Here is a 25,598-nt window from a genome sequence, read left to right as displayed (position 1 = left end):
TGGTGCCAAACCATAACCATCTGATTATAAGCGTATTAAATAAAAGCTTATTTAAATTTGGGACAGTTGTTTATTAAACCGTGTTCGATTTCGCACACTTAATGTATCGATTTGATACAGTGAAGTACAATATTTTTCACCTCAAAAGAGATTGCAACACTTAATTTATCTCATTCAGTGTTTGATGTACAGAAGCATTGTTAGATGAGCCTGTAGAGTGGTATAGCATAAAAAAATCCCCGTCTGATCACTCAGACGGGGATTTATGAAATAGGGGTGTGCGCTGTAGTTTAGTTTACAACTTCCGCAGCTTCTTTTTCTTTCTTCTTAGCTGCTTTTTGAGCGGCTTTCTCGGCTTTGCGCTGTTCTCTTTTAGAAAGCTGCGAAGCTTCAGCAGGTACTTCCGTTTTGCGGCGTGCATCTACCTGCGGCAGTCCGGACGTGTTATCAGTAACCAGCGTCATCTCTTTTACCAGGTGACCAGCTCCGGCAAACTTGTCTACAATGAAAAGCATGTAGCGCACATCCACCGAAATGTTACGTACCTGGTTCGGGTTATAAGTCAGGTCACTCATGGTGCCTTCCCAGTTGCGGTCAAAGTTGGTACCGATCAGCTGTCCATTGGCATTGATCACCGGAGAACCTGAGTTACCACCAGTAGTATGATTCGATGCAATAAAGGCAACCGGAAGCTGGCCATTCACGCCGTAAGGACCATAGTCTTTCTTTTCATACAGTTCCTGCAGGCGGGCAGGTATAGCGTAGTCTTCGGCTGCACCAGAAGCAGCTTTCTCGATGATGCCTTCCAGTGTCGTAAAGTACTTGTATTTCACGCCGTCCACTGGCTCGTAAGGCTCCACTTTGCCGTAAGCTACACGCAGGGTGGAGTTGGCATCCGGGTAGAACTTACGATCTTGCTGCATGGCACGCAAACCGGTCATATACGTTCTGTACAGCAGGTTCAGGTTGTCGTTCACCTTAGTGTAAGTCGGCAACACGTTTGTGCGGTAGTAGTCGTTGATGCTGCTGGCCAGCTGGAAGGCCGGGTCATTTTTCAATGGATTGGCTTTGCCCGCTTTGATATCAGCGATCGCCTGACGCACACCTGCTTCGGAAGTGAAAAGCGACTTGTTGTATACCTCGTCAGCATACTTGCTGAAATCGCCTTTGTATTTCGAGCGCACCATCGCGAAGGCTGACGGATGCAGTTTCTGGTCCAGGTTCTCGTAATACATGCTCATTAGAGCGGCGAATACCTTTTTATCGGTCGGAGCATTGTAGTTCTTAAAGTAACCAGCTACCCCTTTTTCAAGGCGGTCGAGCTGGGCCTTAATCTCCTGCTGCGGTGCTTTTGCTTCGATCAGCTCGTTTAATTTGATAAAGTCATTGGCATAGCGCACCAGTTCCACACCCCAGGCAGCTTCCATGATATAGTCACGAGCGATCGTAATACCATCCAGCTGCTTGTAGTTATTCTCAAACTCGGCGATCAGGTTGCCATAGGTTTGTTTGCGGCTGGCATCGGCATTAGCCCAGGCTGTGAACTGCTTCTCAAGCTCCTGCTTGCGGGCAATGGTGTTGGCCTTACGCAGGCCACGGTTCTCACCGATCCACTTTTTCCAGGCATTCGCTACACTCGCATACTTAGCGGCATACTGTATGCGCACGGCATCCGAGGCTTTCATGTCCTTATCCAACACCGCCAGTTTCGTATCACGGATCTTGATCTTGTGCGGGTTAGAGGTTTCGTAGATCTCCTCAATAGCATGCGAAGTCAGGTACTCGTTCGTACGGCCCGGGAAACCGAACACCATCGTGAAGTCATTCTCCTGCACACCGCTCAGTGAGATTGGGAGGTGGTGCTTCGGCTTATAAGGCTTGTTATTAGGAGAGTACTCTGCCGGGTTGTTGTTCTCGTCGGCATAGATGCGGAAGATGGCAAAGTCACCAGTATGTCGCGGCCACATCCAGTTGTCGGTGTCGCCACCAAACTTCCCGATAGAAGAGGGGGGAGCTCCCACCAGACGGATGTCGCGGAAAGTCTCGGTTACATACATGTAGTATTCGTTGCCGTAGAAGAACGGACGGATAACAGCATCGTAGTGGGTACCGGCAACAGCCTGCTGGCGTACCTTGGCGATGTTTTGTTGCACCATTTTCTCGCGTTCAGCCTCTGTTACGTTTGCCGGTATACCTGCCAGAATCTGCTGCGTCACGTCTTCCATGCGCACGATAAAGGTGGCAAACAAACCCGGGTTTGGGAGCTCCTGTTGACGGTTCATGGCCCAAAAGCCTTCAGTCAGGTAGTCTTTCTCCACAGAACTGTGGCTCTGGATCTGGCCGTAGCCGCAATGGTGGTTGGTAAGCAGAAGACCCTCCGAAGAGATCATTTCGCCGGTGCAGAAACCGCCAAACGAAACGATGGCATCCTTGAGGCTCGACTGATTGATGCTGTAAATGTCTTCGGCAGAGAGCTTCATGCCCTTTTTCTGCATTTCTGCTTCGTTGAGCTGCTTGAGGAGCATAGGCAGCCACATGCCTTCATCAGGCTTGGCCGTGCTTATACCCAGACTCAGACAGGCTGCAGCAAAAAATGCTATAATGCGCTTACTGATCATGGTTTTTATAAGAGTTGGTTTTGTGAGACGAAGTTAGTTAATAATGAGGAATGACTAATAAATAATGATGGAGGAATAATGACTAATTACCAATGATCTGAATTGAACGAACTAAATGTGATTGATAATAAATAGTTGTAGGACTCCAGAAGATAATGCGTGAGTATAAGTAATTATGAAAATGCCCTTGTCCACATAAAGTTGATCAAGGGCATTAGAAAATTATTCTTAATCACTCAAATTACAATGAAATCGGCATTTGCCATTAATCACTATTCATTAGTCATTACTCATTAATCAAAGCGTTCCCATCGTCGGTTCAAAATTCTTGTTTCCTTCCCAGGTTTTGAAATTAGAGATCTCTTTCTGGAAAGAATCGATGAACCAGGCCATCAGGCTAATGTCGTCCAGGAAGCCGATCACAGGTATAAAGTCGGGAATTACGTCGAGAGGGGTAACCAGGTATAGAAGTACCGCCACACCAGCCAGCAGCGACTTATTTGACACTTCCCGGTACGAGCCGTTAATGTAGGCCTTCACCAGGCGGATGAACGTTTGCATGACTTCCTTTACCTGGTCGAAGCCACTTTTGTCGCTCTCCACATCCACCAATTTGCCATAAGCTGTAGTCAGCAGCATACCTAGTTTCACAGGCTTTGAAACAAGGGCGCCGGCTTTGCCCAGAAAGCCTTTGAAAATAGTGTGTTGTGATAGTTTGAATCCTTTATTTATGAGTTCCTGAATCATGTTTATGTCTTTTGTTTGGCCCTTATACGGCAACATTACGCTAATTGGTATAAACCGTGGTTTCAGGCAAAGGGAGGCTATATTATGCAGAAAAAATATTCTTACAAACTTGCTTGACTGTGTTGTTTTTTCTCCTTTAAATTGGTGTACCTTTAGCATCAAATTATCCCATACACCTCTAGGCATGTCGCATTGTATATGAAAGCGCCACTCTTCGTGCTGGTGTCGTTGCTGGTAGCTTCGGCCGCAGTATACCTCGGTTCATTTCTGCTTCCTGACTCCTACGAGGTCAGGCGCTCCATCGTGGTCAATGCCAGACCAGAGCAGGTATTCACCTACCTGAACAATCCAACTGAATGGGAAAAATGGAACGTCTGGAACAAAGCCTACGACCCAACCATGATCCGACTTTACGGTGGTCCGCTCACCGGCAAGGGTGCCTACCAGGAGTGGAACGGCGATAAGGTGGGGATGGTAAAAGTACACTTTACGGATAGCACACCGCCAACCGAACTTTACTACAAGCAACTTACGAAAGGTGAGGACTTTGAGACCATCGGCATCTTCAGCCTCGAACCGTTGGAAGAAGGAACACAGGTGGTGTGGCAACAGCGCTCAAAGGTGGCAGGTGACCCTTATAACAAATACAGAGGCTTCTTTAAGAAACTTAAAACCGAGCAGGAAACAGAACAAAGCCTGCTTTCGCTCAAAGCTTTGTTTGACCCTGTGGCAAAAGAAGAAAGTAAAGCACAATTAGCCAACAGAAAAGGCCGCAGCTAGGTATAGCAGCGGCCTTTTACATTGATGCAGGTATAACTAGAGCAGTTCGTTTGCCAGGTTGGCTAGTTCAGATCGCTCGCCTTTCAGTAGGGTGATGTGCGCATACAAAGGGTGGTTACGAGCCCGGTCAATCAGGTAGGAGAGGCCATTGCTCTGCGAGTCCAGGTAAGGCGTGTCGATCTGGTAGATGTCACCCGTAAACACAATCTTGGTATTTTCTCCCGCTCTGGAAATGATGGTTTTGACCTCATGCGGTGTTAGGTTCTGCGCTTCGTCAACAATAAAGTAAATGTTCGAGAGGCTGCGCCCCCTGATATAAGCCAGAGGTGTGATCACCAGTTTCTCAAGCTCCACCAGCTCTCTCAGCTTTTGATACTCTTTGCTGTTCTCGGCATACTGATTCTGGATATACTTTAGGTTGTCCCACAGCGGCTCCATATAAGGATTGAGCTTCGATTTGATGTCGCCGGGCAGGTAGCCGATGTCTTTGTTGCTGAGGGGCACGATTGGGCGGGCCAGGTAGATCTGTTTGTAATCACGGCGTTGCTCCAAGGCACTCGCCAGAGCCAGCAGCGTCTTGCCTGTACCGGCTACGCCCTGTATACTCACCAGCTTAATGCGCGGATTTAACAAGGCATGCATGGCGAAAGTCTGCTCGGCGTTACGTGGCTTCACGCCATAGGCTGTTTGCTTGTCAACCCGCTCAAACTGGTCATCAGCTGGGTTGTAGTAGGAGAGGATCGAGTTCTTAAAGCTTTTGAGTACATAGTAGTGATTGTCAGGCGGCGTTTCCTTGATCACTTTGCCGCTAACAGCGTTGCCTTTTTCATAGAGCTCGTTGATCACACCAGAATCAATCTCCTCTAAGGTGTCACTGCCAGTATACAAACCAGCTACATCCTGAATCTTGCCAGTTTCATAGTCTTCTGCGATCAGGTTGAGCGCACGGGCTTTGAGACGCAGGTTAATGTCCTTGGTCACCAGCACCACTTTGCTTTTCGGAAAATCCTGCTGCATGTGCAGGGCGGAGTTCAAAATGTGGTGATCGTTCTTATCGCCGAAGATCTTCGTAGCGTCAAGTTTAGCGCTTCCGTTCATCATCACCTTAAACTTGCCTTTGGTCTTACCATTGAGCGGGATCCACTCTTGCAGCATGTGCTCAGAAGAAAGCTTATCGATGAAGCGGATAAACTCACGGGCCTCAAAGTTCTTGATGTCGTTGCCTTTCTTGAAGTTGTCGAGCTCTTCCAGCACCGTGATTGGGATAGCCACGTCGTGCTCCTGGAAGTTCTGTACCGCACTATGGTCGTAGAGAATGACAGAGGTGTCGAGTACGAATATTTTCTTCTCTTTTGTGTCAGAGGGTTTCTTGTTAGCCGGGGCTTTTACCTTGCTGGCCGTGCTTGAAATTTTTTCGGTGTTGTCCTGGGTTGTCTTCGTCTGTTTGGGCATAAGGGAAGGGCTAAAGGGCTGAACATACTCTTTTTACGCAATTACATAGTGCTTAGTCTATCTTTGAAACAGGCTATTTCTTTTTACGCACATGCTCTGTTACAGCAGATAATTTTCTTTAAAATTTAGATACCTGATTCATAACCATTTACATGTTTCTCTAGTAAAACTAAATATTTAGTTAAAAGAAAAATTATTTTTATATTTGCTCAAGCACACATCATCTGTTGAGGCCAGTGCCATGCGAACTTTACCAATTAAGCCTGTCGTATGAAAACCTGCTATACCTTCTTTTTTATCCTGCTGCTCGCCATGCCGATTACGCTGCAGGCGCAGTCCAAGCCCAAGAAGGGTATCTGGCCCTTCAAGATCAACCGTTTCGACAAAGAGGGCCGTCACCACGGACGCTGGAAGCTATACCTGTCAGATAACACCACCCTGTTGCGCAATGGCCGTTTCAAGCACGGGCAGGAGCGGGGCAAGTGGCGTTACTATTACCCGGATGGCAGCATCCGTAAGATCGAGTACCACAAACCTAACTCCAGGGAGTTTCTGGTCAAGCTATTCCACGACAACGGCGAACTGGAAAAGCAGGGCATGACACGAGTAGTAGAAACAGAGCGCGTGATCCACTACTACTGGTTCGGCACCTGGCAAGTCTACAACCGCGCCGGCCAACTTACTCACACCGAGTACTATGAAAAAGGAAATGAAATCAAGCTGGAATTGAGCCGGAAATGATGGGAGTGGGGTTAATTGGGTTGTAATTTGTCTGAATCAGGATTTAAAGATTTTCAAGATTTTCGTGCACGATTGTCATCTCTCTGGCCCTTCGAAGAGTGGCTTTTGGGTAGCTACAAGTTTTAAGGTATAAGCGCTGTAGTGCCTGCAACAATTACTGGGTCCAACCACCCTTGCCCCTCCTTATTTAAGGAGGGGGGCTTCTGCTACTGCCACTTGATAGGTATAGTCGTTGCTGCTAAATGATTAATACACCCCTGCCCCCTGAGGGGAATTTAAGCCATTGCAAGATTTAAAGTACGAGAGCTATAGCTTCTTATATTCCCTCATACCGCTGACACGTATTGAAAAACTAACTCGCATGCTCACAATGAAACAATTAGTAGTGCCAGGTGCGCTTTTCGGCGCTCCACTGTTTGAGCGTTCAGCGAGTTTGGAGCGTCTTGATTTTTTTGCTTACTGGGGGTAGGGGCCCTCTATTTTTTTCATCAAGGAAAAAAGTAAGGCCCACCCGGCCAGGGCATACCGTGCCCGCCGCACAGGCGAAGCTATGGAACAAATCAGGTTGATATACATAAAACAGTAGCTATACCTATACCTATACCTATAGCTGGGCCAGAGGCCCCACCATAGTAGACACGAGCGTGGACGCTCGCGCCATGCACGTAGCTATAACTTAACTTAAAGTATAATACTCTTCCTTTTCCTTATCATGCAGCCGCAAATACCCATGAATCACCAGCTTCACTAACATCCTATAAGCCCTCCGTTCAGAAAGATTCGCAATCTTCATATACTGCCGAAGGGTAACCCGCCGGTTAAGCGCCAGATAATCAAGCACGGCACGCTCATGACGGTCGAGCGGGATGCGCTCAAAAGCAGGCTCCTCGGTTTGCATAGACTTTTCCACCATTTTACTGGTCTGCACACTCGTATCATTCACACGCACATAGCCGCGCCAGTCATCCTCTTTCACTTTAGCAAAATGCGGCTTCTGAGCACTTTCCGGGACCGTTACTTTCAAAATCGTTTGCCCCTCCATCTCTACTTCTTCATAAGTCAAATGCAGCGGAGGGTCGCAGTAGAATGCAGCGGCCAGTTCCAGGGTGTGTTTTTCTTCATCCGGGTCGATGCCCACGATATAGCCGTTGTCTTTCACACCGATCAGAATGGTGCCACCGCGTGTATTGGCAAAGGAAACCAGGGTGCGGGCTATTTTGTCGGGCTGGGTTACCCGTTGCTTGAAGTCTACCTGATCATTTTCGCCCTGCCAGATCAGGCGCTGTAAATCGTCCATAGTCAGATTGCTGTAGGTATAGCGGCTATAACTGATGATAAAATGAAAAGCGCTGTTAGCTGCCTTGTATTAAATATGCAAGCTGCATGCAGTATCAAGAAAGCATAAAAAAAGCGAGCCTGTCGGGGCTCGCTCTTTTTATACGCAATATTTATTAGAATGGCAGATCGTTGTCTGCATCGCTACTGTAGAAAGAAGGAGCAGCTGACTCCTGGGCCGGAGCACCAGTTGGGGCACCAAAACCACCGTTTGCGGCAGCACCCTCTACACGCCACGCCTGCAGGTTGGTGAAGTACATGGTCTGGCCGTTTTTAGTGAATGGCTTGCCTGTCAGGTTAAAGGTAACTTTCACTTCGTCGCCCTGCTTGTAGTTGTCGATCAGGTTACACTTGTCTTGTGTCAGCTGGAACTTGCAGTACTGCGTGAATGAACCATCCGGAATCTCCAACACGAACTCACGCTTTCTGAATTTTTCACTTACCTGCTGTTCTTCAAACACTTCGTACAGCTTTCCTTGAATATCAAACGACATAAAATAAACTTTAGAATGAATAGATTGATCTAATGACAAATATACAAAATCTTTGGTTTCGGCGGGACTAAAAAAAGGCAGCTTTCTTAAAATATCGACTTAATAGTGCTCGCACAAAACAGCGAAGCGCTTGCCGGCGTAGGAACCACTGTAACGCACCAAATACCTATGCAGAACCTAGCAATTGCCATTCACGGAGGTGCCGGCACCATTACGCCAGCCTCCATGACACCCGATTTAGAGAAAGCCTACAAAAGCGCCCTGTCCCATGCCCTGAGCAAAGGTTATCTGGTACTTGAAAAAGGGGGAAGTGCCCTGGACGCAGTAGAACTGGCTGTTGCGCTGCTCGAAGACTCTCCACTGTTTAATGCCGGTAAAGGCTCTGTATTTACCAAAGAAGGCAAACATGAAATGGATGCGGCCATCATGTGCGGCAAGACCATGGAGGCAGGCGCTGTGGCAGGCGTACGCAGCATCCGAAACCCGGTGCGGCTTACGAGGGCCATACTGGAGCACTCGGACCATGTGTTTCTGTGTGGCTATGGGGCAGAAGAGTTCGCCCGAAAGTATGACATTGCTTTTGAGCCGGAAGAGTACTTTTATGACAAGCATCGCTATAAGCAGTGGCGCGATGTGCGGGATACCGACATCTTTATGCTCGACCACACCGAGGACCGCAAATTCGGGACTGTGGGTGCTGTAGCCCGTGATGCCAACGGCGACCTGGCTGCGGCTACCTCCACAGGCGGTATGACTAACAAGAACTACAACCGCATTGGAGACAGCCCAGTGATCGGCTCCGGAACCTATGCGAATAACGACACCTGTGCGATCTCCTGCACAGGGCATGGAGAGTATTTCATTCGGGCAGTGGTCGCCTACGACGTTTCCTGCCTGATGGAATATAAAGGTTATACCTTACAGGAAGCCTGCGATGAAGTAGTGATGGACAAACTTGTCCGGTTTGGGGGCGAGGGTGGCCTGATTGCAGTAGACGGTAAAGGCAATATTGCTCTGCCTTTTAATTCTGAAGGGATGTACAGGGGCTACAGAACCAGCGGAGATCAGGAGGGCAGGGTTTCTATTTATAAAAACTAGTTGCTGCTAGACTCGGATGCCAACTCATTTTTCTCAACATCTTCCATGTCCTTGTAAAAGGCACGTGAGTTTATATTGAACACATTGCCCTTAGCTAGTACGTGCATCATCATGCCGGCAATGGCTACTGGGCGACCGTTCTCTATATCATTGATGTTGGTATATTCTACGCCGTGCCCATCTACCACCACCACCAGGTTGGAGCCAATGGTTTCGATCATGTGGCCGTCTGTGATCAGGACGCCTGTATCTTCCCCAAGGCCTATACCTACTGTTTTGGGGTGCGTCACGACGGCTTCCATCAGGCGACCGAAGCGTCCACGTATTACAAAGTGTGAGTCGATGATCACGCCGTTGATCAGCCCAAAACCATGTCCCATCTTAACGGACCCTCGTAGCAATGCTTCGGTTGAGCTGCCGCCCTTGATCATGATCTCTGACATGGCCATGGCGCCCGCACTGGTGCCGGCAACAACGAAGTCCTCGTGCCAATACCTGTCCTTGATGATCTGCAGAAATTCTGTTTCGCCGAAAATGCGGGTAAGCCGGGACTGATCACCACCGCTGAACATCACACCGTCCGCTTTTCGGATCCGCTCCAGGTATTCAGGTTTCAGGGCGTCTTCCTCTTCCCGGATGTGCATCATGTTCACATTCTCACAGCCTAAAATGGCAAATGCACTCTCATAGCGTTCACCTACTTCTTCAGGTATGAGCGATGCCGTTGTAATCACTTCAATGGCAGGTTTGCGGGCAGGTATCTCACTAAGGAAACGCTTTAATATTCCCAGCTCAAAGAAATCGAGGTAATATTTCTTTTTGTGTTTTGGATTGGGGTATGAGCCTTTGTCTTCGTTTCCGCCAATGGCTATCAGCTTTCCTTTTGGTCTATCCACGGGTGCTTCTTTTTATGCTAATTGTATTGTTACAGTGAAGGTATGATTGCAGCAGCCATCATAACCCTCCCCTAAGATTACCTATATTTTTGAAAATCGTTACGGACATAAAGCCTTTATTCTGATTTAAGGGCATATTTCTTCATTTAGTTGAATTGCACTCAAAAAAATAAGCATAGGCAAAACAATACGAATATCATATTTGTTATATATCTTCTTGATATGCGATCTTGCTATATATATTTTATCTAATAAAAGTTATATTTTCTAAACCTCTGTAATAACCTGCCGTATAGTAATCACACAAGCCCAGGCTTATATTTATTTACGACGCTAAACCTTTCCAAGCTATGAAACTAAACAACCTGAACGACTTATTTGTCCACGAGCTCAAGGACATCTACAACGCTGAAAAGCAGATCACAAAAGCACTTCCGAAAATGATGAAAGAGGCATCGTCCTCTCAGCTCAAGAAGGCTTTTGAAATGCACTTAAGCGAAACAGAGAAACAAATAGAGCGACTGGAACAAGTCTTCGATATTTTGGGCATGAAGGCCTCTGGCGAAAAATGCAAGGCGATGGAAGGAATCATCAAGGAAGCGCAGGACATGATGTCCGAAAACGCTGACTCTGATGTGATGGACGCCGCCCTGATCGCTTCGGCCCAGCGTGTGGAGCACTACGAAATTGCCGGTTACGGCACCCTTTGTACCTATGCCAAGCAGCTAGGTCACAAAGAGATACTGAACCTGCTGCACACAACGTTGGAAGAAGAAAAAGCCACAGACCTCAAGCTGACTGATCTGGCTGAAAGCAAGATCAATGTAAAAGCCGAACACAAAGGAGCAAAGTAAGGCTCTAACGAAATAAGGAAAAAAATCTGTCCTTTCCCCATGCTAACCAAGCTGGCCAGAAGGAGACAGATTTTTTTCATTTATACCTGTGCCAACAAAAAAGCCCCGCATTGCTGCAGGGCTTTTTTGTTTAAGGTTGTTATACCTATTTCAGCATGGCATCCAGTGTGTTGGTAGATACGGCATGGTAATTCGGCTTGGCACGCACATAGATTTCCTGTGCTTTCTTCTTACCGGCAGGTGTAGCCGCCAGGGCTTTGTAGATCGGCACCAGGAATTTGCGACGGCCTACATTGGTCAAGAAGTTATCGAGGGCCTGATCAGCTGCAGTATAATTATTGCGGATGATATGTATAAACCAAGCGGCCAGTACTTCAGAGTTGCCGGAGTTCGTAAATCCAAAGGCCTTGTCGAGCTCCGCTAACTGCTGCTGGTTCATCTGCTCAGGCAGCATGCGAATAAAGTGCAGCCATTCGTGGCTGGACCAGTCTTTGGTTTGCAGCTGATTTGCTGGCTTGCCGCTTTGCCAGGCTTTGAATGACTCTTCTACCTGGGCGAAACGCTTCGAGGTTGGTTTGGCATGATCTTCCGGTAGCCCTGGCGTATAAACCCAGCCTTCGATGTTGATCTGCTCAGCAATTTTCTCGTCACCCTGAATCAGCTCCTTGCGCAGGAAATCCAGGAAAAGGTCTGTGTTGGTGCTCTGGAACGCAAAAGTCTGGAAGTACTTGTTCAGGAACTGGTCAAAGCGTTCACGGCCAACCACCCGCTCAATGTTCTGCAGAAAGAAATTACCTTTTTCGTAAGCAATATCTGTCAGTCCTTCGTCTGGGTCACGTCCCTCCAGGTCCAGCTTCAGGCGGGTATCATCGCTGTTCGGCCCCAGGTCTTCCAAGGTATGCTGCAAATCCTGATAGCCGAGCACGTTGAGCATGTCAGCGTAGTCTTTCCCATAGATCTCCTCCATGATGCGGCGCTCAAAGTAAACCGTAAAGCCTTCATTCAGCCAGAAATCATCCCAGGTGCCGTTGGTCACTAGGTTACCGCTCCAGCTGTGCGCCAGTTCGTGCGCGATCAGACTGGTCAGGGAGCGGTCTTTGGCGAGTACGGTAGGCGTCACAAAGGTCAGGCGCGGGTTTTCCATTCCGCCGAAAGGGAAGGAAGGAGGCAGCACCAGCAGATCATAGCGATCCCAGCGATACTTGCCATACAGCTTTTCAGCCGCTACCAGCATCTTGTCCATTTCCGCAAACTCGTACACGGCCGCATCAATAGTTGCAGGCTCGGCATAAATACCAGTCTGCTGCCCGATCGGCTTGAACACCATGTCGCCCACGGATAGAGCCATTAGGTACGAGGGGATAGCCTGGAGCATTTCAAAGGTATAGCTACCGGTATTGTTTTTCTGCTGCGGGTTTTCGGCACTCATTACGGCCATCAGCTCTTTTGGTACCTGTACTTTAGCGCTGTAGGTGATGCGTATACCTGGGCTATCCTGTATCGGAATCCAGGTGCGGGCCAGGATCGCCTGTGACTGCGTGAACAGGAACGGGTGTTTCTTGCCGGCTGTCTGCTGCGGATTAAGCCACTGCAGCGCATCGGCATTGGCAGTGGTGCGATACTGGATGGTGACATAGTCTGTCTCAGGCTGTATCGCAATGATCAACGGACGACCCAGGAATTCCTTTTCATCGCCCAGCTTAAAGGTGGTAGGAGTCAGTTCCTTGCCCAGGTATACCTGCTCAATTTCAAGACCACGGGTATCGAAAACAATCTCGTTGCCTTTTGCCTTATTCTCTATCTGGTATGAGGCTTTACCGGAGATCACTTTCTGATCAAAATTCACGGCGATGTCGAGGTCCAGGTGGCGAGCCACGGCCTCTGCCGGTTTGGCAAAGCTGTGCACATCGCTTGGCGCCTGGGCCATTCCTTGCTGTTCTGCTGTCATAGTTTCATCAGTCGTAGTGGTCTGGGTGGAGCAGGCGCCTAGTTGCAGACTTCCGGCCAAGCCCAGGCCAAGTAAGAATTTACGGTATGGAGTCATTGTATACATTAGTTATGGTGTGGTAAGATACATTATTTGTCAGGAACTGTAAAGTATCAGCGTCTAAACGTATCGACAGGCGCTTGCAGTACGTAATATGTTATAGAGGCTCGGTATTGACAGTTAAGTTGATCTGCTTTGTGCAGCTGAAACAGGCTGACTGCTTTCAACACGCTATGCAGCCTTGTACAGAACATTTTATGCCAGTTTGAAGTACATAAGGCAAAATCAAGATAAAAAGGCAACCACTACTGTAAAATAGCACAATTTAAAGGGCGATATAGTTCTACCGGATTATAAACCTGACACAGTAGGCCATTAAACCAACACACATGAACCCTTTCATCCTAAGAAAAATAAAACCAATAGGTCTTGTCCTCCTTTGCCTGTTCAGCTTAGCTTCCTGTAACCAGAGCGGCGAAAGCAAAGAAGAGGGAACAGGGGGCGTAAAAGAAATGCTGGGCCTCAATACCCTGGCAGCTACTGAAACTGACAGCCTATACATTCAGGACTATATTTCACAGCAAAAGCAATTCAAAGAGCACGAAGACCTGATCTACCAGTTCTACGGTGACCGTGCATACCGGCTGGCCTGGTTCAAGGGATCTGATCTTGTACCTGAGTCAGAAAAGCTGTTGACCACGATAAACAATGCCTCTAAGGAAGGTCTTGATCCCAAAGAGTACAAGGTGGTCGCCATAGACGAAATGATCAGCCGCTACAACGACATGGGCCGTAAGGACTCCGCCCGGCTGGAACTGCAACAACAGATCGACATTGCCCTGACAGGTACTTACTTCAACTATGCCTCTGACTTTTACCGTGGGCGTATCAACCCGAGCAACATAAAACAGGTGCAGTGGGGCGTGCGCAACAACAAAATTAAACTGCATAAGGCACTTCAGACTATCCTGAAGGAGCGAGAAAGTACCTACCCCTATTACGAGTTTGAAGCCTTGCACAAGGGCTATACCGACCTCCGGGACGCCCTGCAGCGCTACCGCGAACTGGAAGAAAAAGGCGGCTGGGCAAAAGTGGAATTGGGCAATCGCAAAATACTGGAGAAGGGAGACACAGCCGCTGCTGTTATTTCGCTCCGCAAGCGACTTGACCCCAGTGCACAGATCAATGCCAACGATCCGGCTATGCGCAAATTCGATGATAAACTGGAGGCGCAGGTGAAATCGTTTCAGGAACTGCATGGTATCGTCCCTGATGGTAAAGTAGGTGGCAACACGCTGCGCATGATGAATGTGCCGGTGGAGGATCGCATTCAGCAGATCATGATGAACATGGAGCGCTGGCGCTGGATACCAAAGCGACTGGTGCCTAAGAGTCTGGATCAGAAATACATTTGGGTCAATATCCCAGAATACAAGATGTATGTTTATGAAGATCCGAGTAATAGTCCGGAGGCTGAACGCTCTTACAAAAAAACAATGGAAATGAACGTGATCGTAGGCAAGGAGCTGAATTCCACGCCTATATTCAGCGATAAAATGGAATATGTGGTGCTTGCACCTTACTGGAACATTCCCAACAGTATTGTTGAAAAAGAGATCGCACCGGCTATGGCCCGCAACCCAGGATACCTGGAAGGCCAGAACATGGAAGTTGTAACCAAAGAGCGTAATCCGAAACAGATCTCCCCATCGTCTATCGACTGGTCATCTGTAACCGAGAAGACCTTCCCTTATATGGTGCGACAGCGTCCGGGGCCGAAGAATGCCCTGGGTACCATGAAGTTCCTATTTCCGAACGAGCATGCCATCTACCTGCACGATACACCTTCCGGCTCATTATTCAGCCAGACTCAGCGAGGATTTAGCCACGGCTGCGTACGTTTGCAGCGCCCCATGGACCTGGCCAAATATGTGTTGAAAGACATGCCGGAGTGGACAGAAAGCCGCATTGAGGAGACGATCAATGGGGGAGAAGAGACCTGGATCACTTTACCTAAAAAGGTACAGGTATACCTGGTATACTTCACCAGTTGGGTCGATGAAGATGGAAATGTTCACTTCCGTGACGATATATACGGACACGACAAGAGACTGGAGCAGGAGCTGTTCAGCTAAACTCCAGGTATAAGCACTCAATCTTAACAATCGAGTTATGAAACAGATATGGATAATTGGCTTGTTCTCTGTTTTACTGTTTGCTTCCGCATGCGGCAACCAGCAGGAGCCAGGTGACAGGCCTGAAAAAATAACGGATGAGCCGCTGATGCAACAGGAAGAGGAGCAGGACACCACACTGCAGGATGTTGAGGAAGTAAGTATCCGGGCTATAGGGGGCGAGGAACTGGAAAGTATGACCTTCGACCAGGACACAATTGAGGTGAAAGCCGGCTCGCATGTCAGGCTGGCATTTACAAACGAGGGAAAAGACCCTAAGATGATCTACAACATCGTCTTTACGAAAGAGGGCTATTCAACACAGGTTGCCCGAAAAGGGAGCGAGGCGGGTGCTTCCGGCAATTACCTGCCCGACAGTACCCTGATGCTGGCCGCTTCACCACTGGCATTACCCGGCCAGACCGTAACAATGGAGTTTACGGCCCCTGACAAAACCGGGGTGTATGAGTTCGTAAACACATATCCCAGCGAAACGCCTCTGATGAAAGGAAAGCTGATTATCAAGTAGTAATAAATTCAAGTAATTTAAAATTTCAGAAAGCCGCTGCTCTCAAGCAGGGGCTTTCTTTTTGAGCTTTAAACACTTACAGGTACAGCCTTAGAACGAAATGCAAAAAAACCATGTTAGAAGGCATACGATATAACAGGCGAATGCATACTTTTGCAGCATCCTGATTGCTTATGAAATTCACCAACCCTGACTGTCTGAACTGTTCGAGCCGAGCAAACTCCCTACTGAGCTGCTGCAGAGCATCCGAACTGTCGAACCTTTCTGAAACGAAATCATGTTTCGCTTACAAGAAAGGGCAGCTGATCTTTCATGAGGGAGGTAAACCATCGGGACTTTATTGTATTAACTCCGGTAAGATCAAAATCGCCAAGTTGGGGAGTGACGGCAAAGAGCAGATAGTGCGACTCGCTAAACCGGGTGACCTGATCGGCTACCGTGCCCTGATGGCCGATACGAACTATTCTGCCTCGGCAGTTGCGCTCGAAGATGCCGTGATCTGCTTTATACCCCGCTCGCAATTCCTGGAGCTGATCAGCCAGAATGTAGAATTTGCGGGTGGATTGATGAAACTGATCTCCAATGCCCTGGGTGAGGCAGAAGAACGCATGGTGCAGATGGCCTACAAGCCGGTGCGCGAGCGTCTGGCAGAAGCCCTGCTGCTGTTACAGAAAACCTACCAGGAACGCGAAGAAGGTGATCAGTTTACCATCTCCATCTCCCGTGAAGACCTGGCCTCTATTGTAGGCACTGCCAAGGAAACGACCATCCGCTTGCTTTCTGAGTTCAAAGACGAAGGACTCATCTCCGCTAAAGGCAGCTCCATCACCATTCTGGATCACGACAAGCTCTACAAGATCAGCCACATGTACGACTAGGCCGGCTGGCGCAAAGCATCAGGTATAGGCAATAAAAAACGGCAGACGTATCACGCCTGCCGTTATTGTAGCTCAGTCTCTCCTCTAAGCTAAAATCACCTTATACTAAACACTAAACTTTAATCACAAAACATTATCTTGAAAGGTTTCGAGCACTTTGCTGCCTGCCTTGATTACCATGATTGATGTTACAAATGTCGGGCATCCTGCCAGAGTATGCACTGAGCATTATCAGTTCAGAAAGTGACATGCATCATCTTTTAGGCTTTGCCTCCCAATTACCTTTGTACCAGACATTAATAAAGGATAATTGTGATGGAAGCCGCACTCCAAACCAATATTCAGAACTGCTATCACTGCGGGGATTCCTGTGGTGACGAGCCCATAGTAGCACACGAGAAAGCCTTCTGCTGCGATGGGTGTAAAGCCGTTTATGAACTTCTAGAAGAAAACAATCTCTGCACCTACTATAACCTGGAGGAAAGCCCGGGCCTTACTGGCAAAAAGCTGGTTTCGGATGCCCGTTTTGCCTATCTGGATGATCCGGGTGTGGAGGCGCAACTGATCAACTTCCGCAGCGACAAGATCTGTAAGCTGACCTTCTATATTCCGCAGATGCACTGCAGCTCCTGTATCTGGCTGCTGGAGAACCTGTTTAAGCTGAACCCAGGTATAGCCGAGACGACGGTGAACTTCATGCGCAAGGAAGTCGCCCTGACTTACTTCCACGAGAAGACCTCTTTGCGTGAAGTAGTGGAGTTGCTGACCCGCATTGGCTACGAACCAGCCATTACACTGGCCGATACAGACGGCAAGAAAACGACCACAAAAAGCCGCACCATTATCTACAAGCTAGGTATAGCCGGCTTTGCTTTCGGTAACGTGATGTTGCTGGCTTTCCCGGATTACCTGGACTTTACGCAGGGGCTGCAGCACAGCTTCGGCTCTTTCTTTGGCTACCTGAGCATCCTGCTTTCTATACCTGTTTTCTTCTACAGTGCACGTGGTTTCTTCACGTCAGCCTGGGAGGGTATAAAGCAGCGTATGGTCAACATCGACCTGCCGATCTCAACTGGTCTGTTGGCGCTCTTCTTTGTCTCCCTGTTTGACATCCTCACCGGCCGTGGACCAGGTTACCTGGATTCTTTCACAGGCCTGGTATTCTTCATGCTGATCGGTAAGTACTTCCAGCAGCGTACCTACGACACGCTGTCCTTCGACCGCGACTATACCTCTTATTTCCCGGTATCCATCACGGTGCTCAAAGAGAACGGAGAGGAATCATCCACTGCTGTACGAAACCTTCAGGTGGGCGACCGTATCCGCATTCGTAACCAGGAACTTATACCTGCCGATGCCATTCTGCTGCATGGCCGTGCCATGATCGACTATAGCTTTGTGTCCGGTGAGTCTGAGCCGGTTGAAAAGGTAGTAGGCGAGGTGATCTACGCGGGTGGACGCCAGGTAGGTGAGAGCATCGAACTGGAAGTGGTGAAAGAGGTATCACAAGGTTACCTGACGCAACTCTGGAACGATACCGTCTTCTCTAAGAACGAGGAGCAGTACCTGCATACCTACTCCAACATAGCGGGCAAGTACTTTATCATCGTGACATTGATGGTGGCTGCCGGTGCACTCGTTTACTGGGTGCCGCGTGACATGGATATTGCGATGAAGGCCTTCACTTCTGTGCTGATCATCGCCTGTCCTTGTGCTTTGTCGCTAGCCACGCCATTCGTGCACGGCCATACTATGCGGGTGTTCGGCCGCAACAAGTTCTACCTCAAGAACACGGGCGTAGTAGAGCGACTAGCCAAAATCGACACCGTAGTGTTCGACAAAACAGGTACGCTGACAGAGCCAAGTGAGGCAGAAGTAACTTACACTGGTAAAACACTTTCCGAGCCGCAGCAGCAAGCGATACTTTCAGTGCTGCGTCACTCAACACACCCGCTTAGTCAACGCATCAGTCAGTCTATACAAGGCAGCACAGCTCCGGTAACAGGTTTCCAGGAATACACCGGTAAAGGACTGGTGGGCGAAGTGAACGGCATGCTGGTGCGTGTAGGTTCTGCTGCATACCTCGGCGTACCTGTAGACAAGCAAAAAGACACGCTCAAAACAACAGTTTATGTGTCTGTGGATGGTGTGGTGCTGGGTTACTATACTTTCTTCAACGTGTACCGCAATGGCTTGAGCAGCGTGCTGGGCGATCTGAAAGACAAAAAGATCGCTGTGCTCTCCGGTGACAACGACCACGAAGAAGCGCGACTACGGGAACTGCTCGGCAACGAAGCAGAACTGAACTTCAATCAGTCGCCGGTTCAGAAACTGGAGTACATCCAGAAGCTGAAAGAGCAGGATCATCGTCAGGTGCTGATGGTAGGGGACGGTCTGAACGATGCCGGTGCCCTGAAGCAGAGTGATGCAGGTATAGCCCTGAGCAACAGCGTCACCAACTTCTCACCCTCCTGCGATGCTATCCTGGATGCGGAGTCATTTGACAAACTGAGCCTGTTCCTGAAGTTCTCCAAGAAGACCATGACGCTGATCCTGTTGACCTTCGCTGTATCGCTGGTTTATAACGTGGTCGGACTGACCATGGCTGTAATGGGTCTCTTTACACCGATCGTATCCGCTATCTTGATGCCGATCAGTACACTCAGCGTGATGACTTTCGCCACCCTCTCCGTAAAGTACGCCGCCAAAAAAGCGGGACTTTGATATAATGAATAATTAATGATGACTAATGATGAGCGAATTTCGGGCGGGTATGTAGCGTCAGCCCCCTTCACGACTCGTCATTTTTCCAACCATTAATCACTACTCATTAGTCATTCACTCATACACTCAATCACTCATTCACTAACTCACTAAATCAATAACAATGTATATCATATTTGTTCTTATCGCTGTCAGTGTGCTTGTAGCAGCCGGTTTCCTGGCCGCATTCCTGTGGGCAGTTCGCTCCGGACAGTACGACGACGACTATACACCAGCCGTTCGCATGCTATTCGAAAACGAATTCAACGGCGTGCCTAAAACCGAAAAACCAGGCCAGAAGCAGTCATAAGTCAACCTGATTACTGATGACAATCACCTGGAAGAATGACTTTGGTCATCTTTTCGGAGGGGCTGAATTCTCAATTTTGCACATGATTAACAAGAGACAAAACAGTATTTCACAACACATCTTAACCAATGGAGGACACCGCACATGTCAACTAATGTAGCAACTGTCTTAGAGCCGAACCCGAAACGGGTAGGTCAAGATTCAGGGGGGATCGAATCCTTTTTCTACGACAACAAGATCGTTCGCGACTTTGGTATCGCTACCGTATTCTGGGGCGTAGCCGGTATGATTATCGGTACGCTGATCGCGTTCCAGCTCGCCAACCCCGATGTGAACATGGGTAACCAGTACACAACATTCGGCCGTATCAGGCCACTGCACACCAATGCGGTGATCTTTGCCTTCGTTGGTAATGCCATCTTTATGGGAGTGTATTACTCGCTGCAGCGCCTTTGTAAATCGCGCATGTACAGCGACAAACTCAGTAAACTCAACTTCTGGGGCTGGCAGCTGATTATTGTAGCTGCTCTGATCACGCTTCCGCTGGGCATTACGACTTCCAAAGAGTATGCTGAGCTGGAGTGGCCAATCGACATCGCTATTACATTGGTTTGGGTGGTGTTCGGCTGGAACATGTTCGGCACCATTGCCAAGCGTCGTGAAAAGCACATGTACGTAGCCATCTGGTTCTACATTGCCACTTTCCTGACCGTAGCGGTATTACACATTGTAAACTCTTACGAATTGCCGGTAACATTCTGGAAAAGCTACTCTGGCTACGCCGGGGTGCAGGATGCGCTGGTGCAGTGGTGGTATGGCCACAACGCGGTTGCGTTCTTCCTGACAACGCCGTTCCTGGGCCTGATGTACTACTTCCTGCCAAAGGCTGCTAACCGTCCGGTATACTCATACAGACTTTCTATTATACACTTCTGGTCACTGATCTTCATCTACATTTGGGCTGGTCCGCACCACTTGCTGTATACCTCACTGCCTGACTGGGCACAATCACTGGGTGTAGTCTTCTCTGTGATGCTGATCGCTCCAAGCTGGGGCGGTATGATCAACGGTCTATTAACACTGCGTGGCGCCTGGGATAAGGTTCGTGAAGAGCCGGTACTCAAGTTCATGGTAGTTGCGATCACCGCTTATGGTATGGCTACTTTTGAAGGCCCGATGTTGTCGCTGAAGAACGTAAATGCCATCGCGCACTTTACGGACTGGATCGTAGCACACGTGCACGTGGGTGCCCTGGGCTGGAACGGCTTCCTGACATTTGCGATGCTTTACTGGTTGTTCCCACGCCTTTACAAAACACAACTACACTCTAAGAAGCTGGCCAATGCGCACTTCTGGTTAGGTACGTTGGGTATCCTGTTCTATGCTATACCTATGTACTGGGCTGGTTTCACCCAAGGCCTGATGTGGAAAGAATTCACAGCTGAAGGAACGCTCCAGTATTCTAACTTCCTGGAGACTGTATTGCAGATCGTTCCGATGTACTACCTGCGTGGTATCGGTGGTGTGCTATACCTGAGTGGTGTATTCCTGATGATATACAACCTGTACAAGACAGCGAAGTCTGGTGCATTAGAAGCTAACGAAGCGGCTATCGCTCCTCCGGTAGTGAAAGAAGTAAGCCACAACGCTGGTCACTGGCATAGCTGGATTGAGAAGCGTCCGATGCAAATGGCTGTTTGGGCAACGGTGGCAATCCTGATCGGTGGTCTGGTAGAGTTTATACCTGCCTTCGTGATCAAGTCAAACGTGCCGACCATCGCCAGCGTGAAGCCTTATACCTCACTGGAGTTGCAGGGACGTGACTTGTACATCAAAGAGGGTTGTGTGAACTGCCATACACAAATGGTTCGTCCGTTCAGATCTGAAACAGAGCGCTACGGTGAGTACTCCAAGGCTGGTGAGTTTGTGTACGATCACAACTTCCTGTGGGGCTCTAAACGTACCGGTCCTGATCTTCACAGAGTAGGCGGTAAGTATCCGCACAGCTGGCACTACCACCACATGCTCGACCCAACGTCCATGTCTCCGGGCTCTATTATGCCGGCTTACCCATGGCTGTTCGAGCAGGATGTGGACCTGACCACTACCCAGAAGAAACTGGAAGTGCTGAAGCAACTGGGTGTGCCTTACGAGGACGAGTACATTGCCAACGCAAACCAGGAACTGATGAAGCAAGCACGTGAGATCACAGCCGATCTGGCCAAAGAAGGCCTGGAAGTGCGCCCTGAAAGCGAGATCGTCGCCATGATCGCCTACCTGCAACGTCTGGGTACCGACATCAAGGTGAAAGCTGAAGAAGTAGAAGAATAGTAAACCTGACAAAAGACTTTGTGACAAAGGACGGACGTTCAATCCGGAAGTCCTTTGTCACAAAGTCTAAGAGTCTAAAATTCAAAGACAATGTACAAGAACGTGTTACAAGCCATAGATGGCATTGAAATATACCCGCTCATTTCATTTACTATCTTCTTTTTGTTCTTCCTGGGTCTACTGATTTATGTGGCCCTGATGGACAAGAAGTATGTGAGCAGCATGAGCAGCTTTGCCTTCGCTGACGAAGATCAAGACCAAACGATAGGAGGGAACAGACAATGAAATCTCCCATGAATAAACTGAGACAACTGGCCTTGGCGGCCGGTTTTGTCCTGATGACGGGTGCTACAGCATTTGCGCAGGATGCAGTGCAGGGCAAGAAAATATTTGAAGGCAACTGCGCCGCCTGCCACAGCATGGATGCCGACATCGTGGGACCAGCCCTGAAGGATGTGCATGAGCGTCGTGGAGATGAATGGCTGCATAAGTTCATCAGCAACTCGCAGGAGTTAATCCAGTCAGGTGATGCGGATGCAGTGGCTGTTTACGAGAAATTCAAGAAAATGCCGATGCCGGCATTCGAAGGTTCTCTCTCTGACGATGACATCAACCATGTGATCGCCTACATAAAAGAAGCCAGTGCCGCTGCACCTGCCCAGGCTGAAGAGACGGTAGCTACAACAACAGCTGAAGTAGCTGCTCCGGCTGCCGTACAGGATGTAGCTTTCATGGATCTGCCTCCGATCGTACACTTTATCTACGGTTTGGTTGGTCTGATCATCCTGCTGATTGTGGTAGTACTGTTCATGCTCTTCCGACTGATCGTACCGATGATGGGAGATTCGCTGAAAGACGAGGAGTTCCAGGCTTCTTTCTCAGGTCGGGTATACGCCCTAATGAGTGGTGATGCAACGGTGATGACGGGTAAGGCTAAAGACGAGATCCACTCGAACCACGACTTCGATGGCATTCAGGAGTATGATAACGACCTGCCGCCATGGTGGAAGTACATGTTCTATGTAACCATCGTGTTTGCCGTAGGCTACATGCTGCACTACCATGTGTTCCGCACAGGTGCACTGCAGGCGGAGGAATATGAAATGGAGATGCAGCAGGCAGCTCTGATTGCCGCTCAGAACGTGGAAGACCCAAATGCGGTTACAAACTTCGAAGTGCTGACAGATGCCGGTGCGCTAGAGTCTGGCAAGGCAATCTACCTGCAGAACTGCGCGGCCTGCCACGGCCAGGCGGGTGAAGGTACGGTAGGCCCTAACCTGACAGACGAATACTGGATCCACGGCGGTGATGTGAACGATATCTTCAAGACGGTGAAATTTGGTGTACCAAGCAAAGGCATGGTGCCTTGGCAGGGTAAACTGACCAAAGACCAGATGCTGGAAGTGAGTAGCTACATTCTGTCACTGCAGGGCAGCAATCCGCCAAACGCCAAAGAGGCTCAGGGCGAGAAAGAGTAAACCAATACCCTCCCTACATAAAAGGCGGGCATTCGAAAGAATGCCCGCCTTTCTGTGTTTTAGGGGATTACTGATGACAATCACCTGTAAGAATGACTTTGGTCATCTTTTAGCAGGACTCAAATTCGGACTTTTGTATCAGCAGAGTGCAGCACATAGCGGCTTCTGGCTATCATTACTTTTTACAACAGGCAGGATTAATATCCGCACAAATTAAACTGCCATGGCAACTAAATTACAAACAGCTCCGGACGAGTTCCGCGACCATATCTCGACAGTAGACGAGCATGGTAAAAGGGTATGGGTATACCCTAAAAAACCCAAAGGTAAACTCTACGACTACAGAAAGTGGGTGAGCTATGGCTTGCTGGCTTTTCTGTTCGCCGGGCCGTTCATCAAGATCAACGGACTACCGCTGCTGATGCTCAACATTGTGGAGCGCAAATTCGTGATTTTTGGCATCCTCTTCTGGCCCCAGGACTTCTTCATTCTGGTGGTGGCCTTTCTGGCCATGGTCGTGTTCATCATCCTCTTCACGGTAGTGTATGGCAGGCTGTTCTGTGGCTGGGTATGCCCACAGACAATCTTCCTCGAAATGGTCTTCCGCCGCATCGAGTACCTGATAGAGGGCGACTACACCAAGCAACGGGCTCTGAATAAAATGCCCTGGAACAGCGAGAAGATCCTGAAGAAGGGCTCCAAGACCGCTGTCTTCCTACTGATCTCCTTTATCATCGCAAATACCTTCCTGGCTTATATCATAGGTATAGATGCCCTGAAGGAAATCATCACTGACAGTCCGGCAAATCACCTGGCGGGCTTCGGCTCCATGCTGGTTTTCACCGGTGTGTTTTACTGGGTGTTTGCCTATTTCCGGGAGCAGGTATGTACCATTGTTTGTCCATATGGCCGCCTGCAAGGCGTGATGCTTGACAAGAAAAGTCTGACAGTAGCTTATGACTACGGCCGTGGGGAGCCTCGGGGCAAGCTGCGCAAAGGACAGGAGCGTACCGAAGGAGACTGCATCGACTGCCACCAGTGCGTGCAGGTATGCCCGACAGGTATAGACATTCGTAACGGCGCGCAACAGCTGGAATGTATTAACTGTACGGCCTGCATTGACGCCTGCAACGACATCATGCGCATGATCGACAAACCGGAAGGCCTGATCCGCTATGACTCTGAAGAGGCTATTTCGGAAGGTCGCCAGTGGAAGCTTTTCACACCACGGGTTATGGGCTACAGCGCTGTGCTGATTCTCCTATTGGTCGCGCTTACATCGCTACTGCTCACCCGTGACGCCGCTGAGGCAACTGTACTGCGCACACCGGGCCAGCTATACCAGAAAACAGAGCAGGGTACGGTGAAGAATCTTTACAACATCTCAGTGATCAACAAAACCAATTTCGAGATGCCGCTGACTCTGAAGCTGCACAATACCGACGGTACGATCCAGATGGTGGGCAGCGAACTGGTGCTACCGGCACAGGGCAAGGCAGATGGGGTGTTCTTCGCAGAGATACCGCAGAGCCAGTTGACAGGTATAAACGCCAAGATTGAGATCGGGGTGTACCATGAAGGTGAGCTCATCACCACGCAGGATACTAAGTTTCTGGCTCCTGCCAAATAAAAGCAGCTTCATTATAAAGCAATTATTCAAGCGCAATCATCATGACTAAAGATAAAAAATTCACTTTCTGGCCTTATGCTATCGTTATCGGGCTGGTATCCTTTATGGGCTACATCGTCTACTTTGTGATACAGGCCATGAACCAGGATGTGGACCTGGTAAGCAAAGACTACTACGCACAGGAGATCGCTTACCAGGATCAGATTGACCGCGTTCGCCGCACACAGGCCTTGGGCGATGTGATGCTGCAGTACAACGAAGAGGCAGGCAATATCCTGCTGCAAATACCAGCTACTTACAAAGACAAGCAGCTGAGCGGCACAATCACCTTGTTCCGCCCCTCTGATGACAAGCTGGACAAGCAGCTGCCGATGCAGCTGGGTCGTGATCAGAGCCAACTCATAGAGGTGGGCGATCTTGAAAAAGGTTTGTGGAAAGTTCGCGTGAATTTCAGCGACGGAGCAGAAGCATACTATTCAGAAAAAACAATCCAAATTAAATAA

The 25,598-nt window shown here is 48.9% G+C and carries 20 protein-coding genes and 1 pseudogene; 14 read left to right on the top strand and 7 right to left on the bottom strand.

Features of this window, described 5'->3' with window-relative positions; all coding sequences use genetic code 11:
* Positions 1–290 precede the first annotated feature (290 nt).
* Entirely contained in the window at positions 291–2,618 is a 2,328-nt protein-coding gene (locus tag Q1A54_RS06775) for a S46 family peptidase (RefSeq protein WP_299986120.1), read from the bottom strand.
* Positions 2,619–3,008: 390 nt separating this feature from the next.
* Positions 3,009–3,110 (bottom strand): annotated as a pseudogene (locus Q1A54_RS06770) (DUF1232 domain-containing protein); the annotation flags it as partial.
* Positions 3,111–3,563: 453 nt separating this feature from the next.
* Here Q1A54_RS06770 and Q1A54_RS06765 point away from each other — a divergent pair.
* Complete coding sequence (locus Q1A54_RS06765; protein WP_299986118.1) at positions 3,564–4,145, top strand: SRPBCC family protein; 582 nt, start codon at positions 3,564–3,566, stop codon at positions 4,143–4,145.
* A 36-nt stretch (positions 4,146–4,181) separates the two neighbouring features.
* Here Q1A54_RS06765 and Q1A54_RS06760 read toward each other — a convergent pair whose 3' ends face one another.
* Positions 4,182–5,597: a PhoH family protein gene (locus Q1A54_RS06760; RefSeq protein WP_299986116.1), complete on the bottom strand. Its 1,416-nt coding sequence runs from the start codon at positions 5,595–5,597 to the stop codon at positions 4,182–4,184.
* A gap of 270 nt (positions 5,598–5,867) precedes the next feature.
* Here Q1A54_RS06760 and Q1A54_RS06755 point away from each other — a divergent pair, with 270 nt between their 5' ends.
* Positions 5,868–6,338, top strand: coding sequence for a hypothetical protein (locus tag Q1A54_RS06755; protein WP_299986114.1), 471 nt, complete (start codon positions 5,868–5,870; stop codon positions 6,336–6,338).
* Between the two features lie 676 nt (positions 6,339–7,014).
* Here Q1A54_RS06755 and Q1A54_RS06750 read toward each other — a convergent pair.
* Entirely contained in the window at positions 7,015–7,635 is a 621-nt protein-coding gene (locus Q1A54_RS06750) for an RNA-binding domain-containing protein (RefSeq protein WP_299986112.1), read from the bottom strand.
* Between the two features lie 154 nt (positions 7,636–7,789).
* Positions 7,790–8,167 (bottom strand): DUF3127 domain-containing protein, encoded by a 378-nt coding sequence (locus Q1A54_RS06745; protein ID WP_299986110.1) that lies wholly within the window; start codon positions 8,165–8,167, stop codon positions 7,790–7,792.
* Between the two features lie 168 nt (positions 8,168–8,335).
* On the opposite strand from Q1A54_RS06745, the gene Q1A54_RS06740 reads away from it, so the two are divergent.
* Positions 8,336–9,265, top strand: a complete 930-nt coding sequence (locus tag Q1A54_RS06740) for an isoaspartyl peptidase/L-asparaginase family protein (RefSeq protein WP_299986108.1) — start codon at positions 8,336–8,338, stop codon at positions 9,263–9,265.
* Here Q1A54_RS06740 and Q1A54_RS06735 read toward each other — a convergent pair.
* Complete coding sequence (locus tag Q1A54_RS06735) at positions 9,262–10,161, bottom strand: cyanophycinase (protein ID WP_299986106.1); 900 nt, start codon at positions 10,159–10,161, stop codon at positions 9,262–9,264. The two genes, Q1A54_RS06740 and Q1A54_RS06735, sit on opposite strands and share 4 nt — an antisense overlap.
* Before the next feature lie 350 nt (positions 10,162–10,511).
* Between Q1A54_RS06735 and Q1A54_RS06730 the strand changes: the two genes are divergently transcribed.
* Positions 10,512–11,015: a ferritin-like domain-containing protein gene (locus Q1A54_RS06730; RefSeq protein WP_007660101.1), complete on the top strand. Its 504-nt coding sequence runs from the start codon at positions 10,512–10,514 to the stop codon at positions 11,013–11,015.
* A gap of 145 nt (positions 11,016–11,160) precedes the next feature.
* Here the strand turns inward: Q1A54_RS06730 and Q1A54_RS06725 are convergent, their stop codons facing one another.
* Positions 11,161–13,059, bottom strand: a complete 1,899-nt coding sequence (locus Q1A54_RS06725) for a M1 family metallopeptidase (protein WP_299986103.1) — start codon at positions 13,057–13,059, stop codon at positions 11,161–11,163.
* A gap of 332 nt (positions 13,060–13,391) precedes the next feature.
* On the opposite strand from Q1A54_RS06725, the gene Q1A54_RS06720 reads away from it, so the two are divergent.
* The 10 genes from Q1A54_RS06720 (at position 13,392) to Q1A54_RS06675 (ending at position 25,598) form a co-directional block, all read left to right on the top strand.
* Positions 13,392–15,137 carry a L,D-transpeptidase family protein gene (locus Q1A54_RS06720; RefSeq protein ID WP_299986101.1) on the top strand — a complete coding sequence of 582 codons (1,746 nt, stop codon included), beginning with the start codon at positions 13,392–13,394 and terminating at the stop codon, positions 15,135–15,137.
* A 37-nt stretch (positions 15,138–15,174) separates the two neighbouring features.
* Positions 15,175–15,705 carry a plastocyanin/azurin family copper-binding protein gene (locus Q1A54_RS06715; RefSeq protein ID WP_299986099.1) on the top strand — a complete coding sequence of 177 codons (531 nt, stop codon included), beginning with the start codon at positions 15,175–15,177 and terminating at the stop codon, positions 15,703–15,705.
* Between the two features lie 173 nt (positions 15,706–15,878).
* Positions 15,879–16,583 (top strand): Crp/Fnr family transcriptional regulator, encoded by a 705-nt coding sequence (locus tag Q1A54_RS06710; RefSeq protein ID WP_299986097.1) that lies wholly within the window; start codon positions 15,879–15,881, stop codon positions 16,581–16,583.
* A gap of 315 nt (positions 16,584–16,898) precedes the next feature.
* Positions 16,899–19,307, top strand: a complete 2,409-nt coding sequence (locus Q1A54_RS06705) for a heavy metal translocating P-type ATPase metal-binding domain-containing protein (protein ID WP_299986095.1) — start codon at positions 16,899–16,901, stop codon at positions 19,305–19,307.
* A gap of 163 nt (positions 19,308–19,470) precedes the next feature.
* Positions 19,471–19,656, top strand: coding sequence for a cbb3-type cytochrome oxidase assembly protein CcoS (gene ccoS, locus Q1A54_RS06700; protein ID WP_196114906.1), 186 nt, complete (start codon positions 19,471–19,473; stop codon positions 19,654–19,656).
* 144 nt (positions 19,657–19,800) lie between these two features.
* Positions 19,801–21,987: a cytochrome-c oxidase, cbb3-type subunit I gene (gene ccoN, locus Q1A54_RS06695; protein ID WP_299986092.1), complete on the top strand. Its 2,187-nt coding sequence runs from the start codon at positions 19,801–19,803 to the stop codon at positions 21,985–21,987.
* Between the two features lie 102 nt (positions 21,988–22,089).
* Positions 22,090–22,272 carry a hypothetical protein gene (locus Q1A54_RS06690; protein WP_299986090.1) on the top strand — a complete coding sequence of 61 codons (183 nt, stop codon included), beginning with the start codon at positions 22,090–22,092 and terminating at the stop codon, positions 22,270–22,272.
* Between the two features lie 8 nt (positions 22,273–22,280).
* Positions 22,281–23,465, top strand: a complete 1,185-nt coding sequence (locus Q1A54_RS06685; RefSeq protein WP_299986088.1) for a c-type cytochrome — start codon at positions 22,281–22,283, stop codon at positions 23,463–23,465.
* A 223-nt stretch (positions 23,466–23,688) separates the two neighbouring features.
* Positions 23,689–25,095 (top strand): cytochrome c oxidase accessory protein CcoG, encoded by a 1,407-nt coding sequence (gene ccoG, locus Q1A54_RS06680; RefSeq protein WP_299986086.1) that lies wholly within the window; start codon positions 23,689–23,691, stop codon positions 25,093–25,095.
* Positions 25,096–25,136: 41 nt separating this feature from the next.
* Positions 25,137–25,598 carry a FixH family protein gene (locus Q1A54_RS06675; RefSeq protein ID WP_299986084.1) on the top strand — a complete coding sequence of 154 codons (462 nt, stop codon included), beginning with the start codon at positions 25,137–25,139 and terminating at the stop codon, positions 25,596–25,598.

This window comes from uncultured Pontibacter sp. (genome assembly GCF_947502515.1).
In the GTDB taxonomy this organism is placed as follows: domain Bacteria; phylum Bacteroidota; class Bacteroidia; order Cytophagales; family Hymenobacteraceae; genus Pontibacter.
Note: the sequence above shows the minus strand (reverse complement) of the source record. Positions and strands in the feature narration are given on the sequence as shown.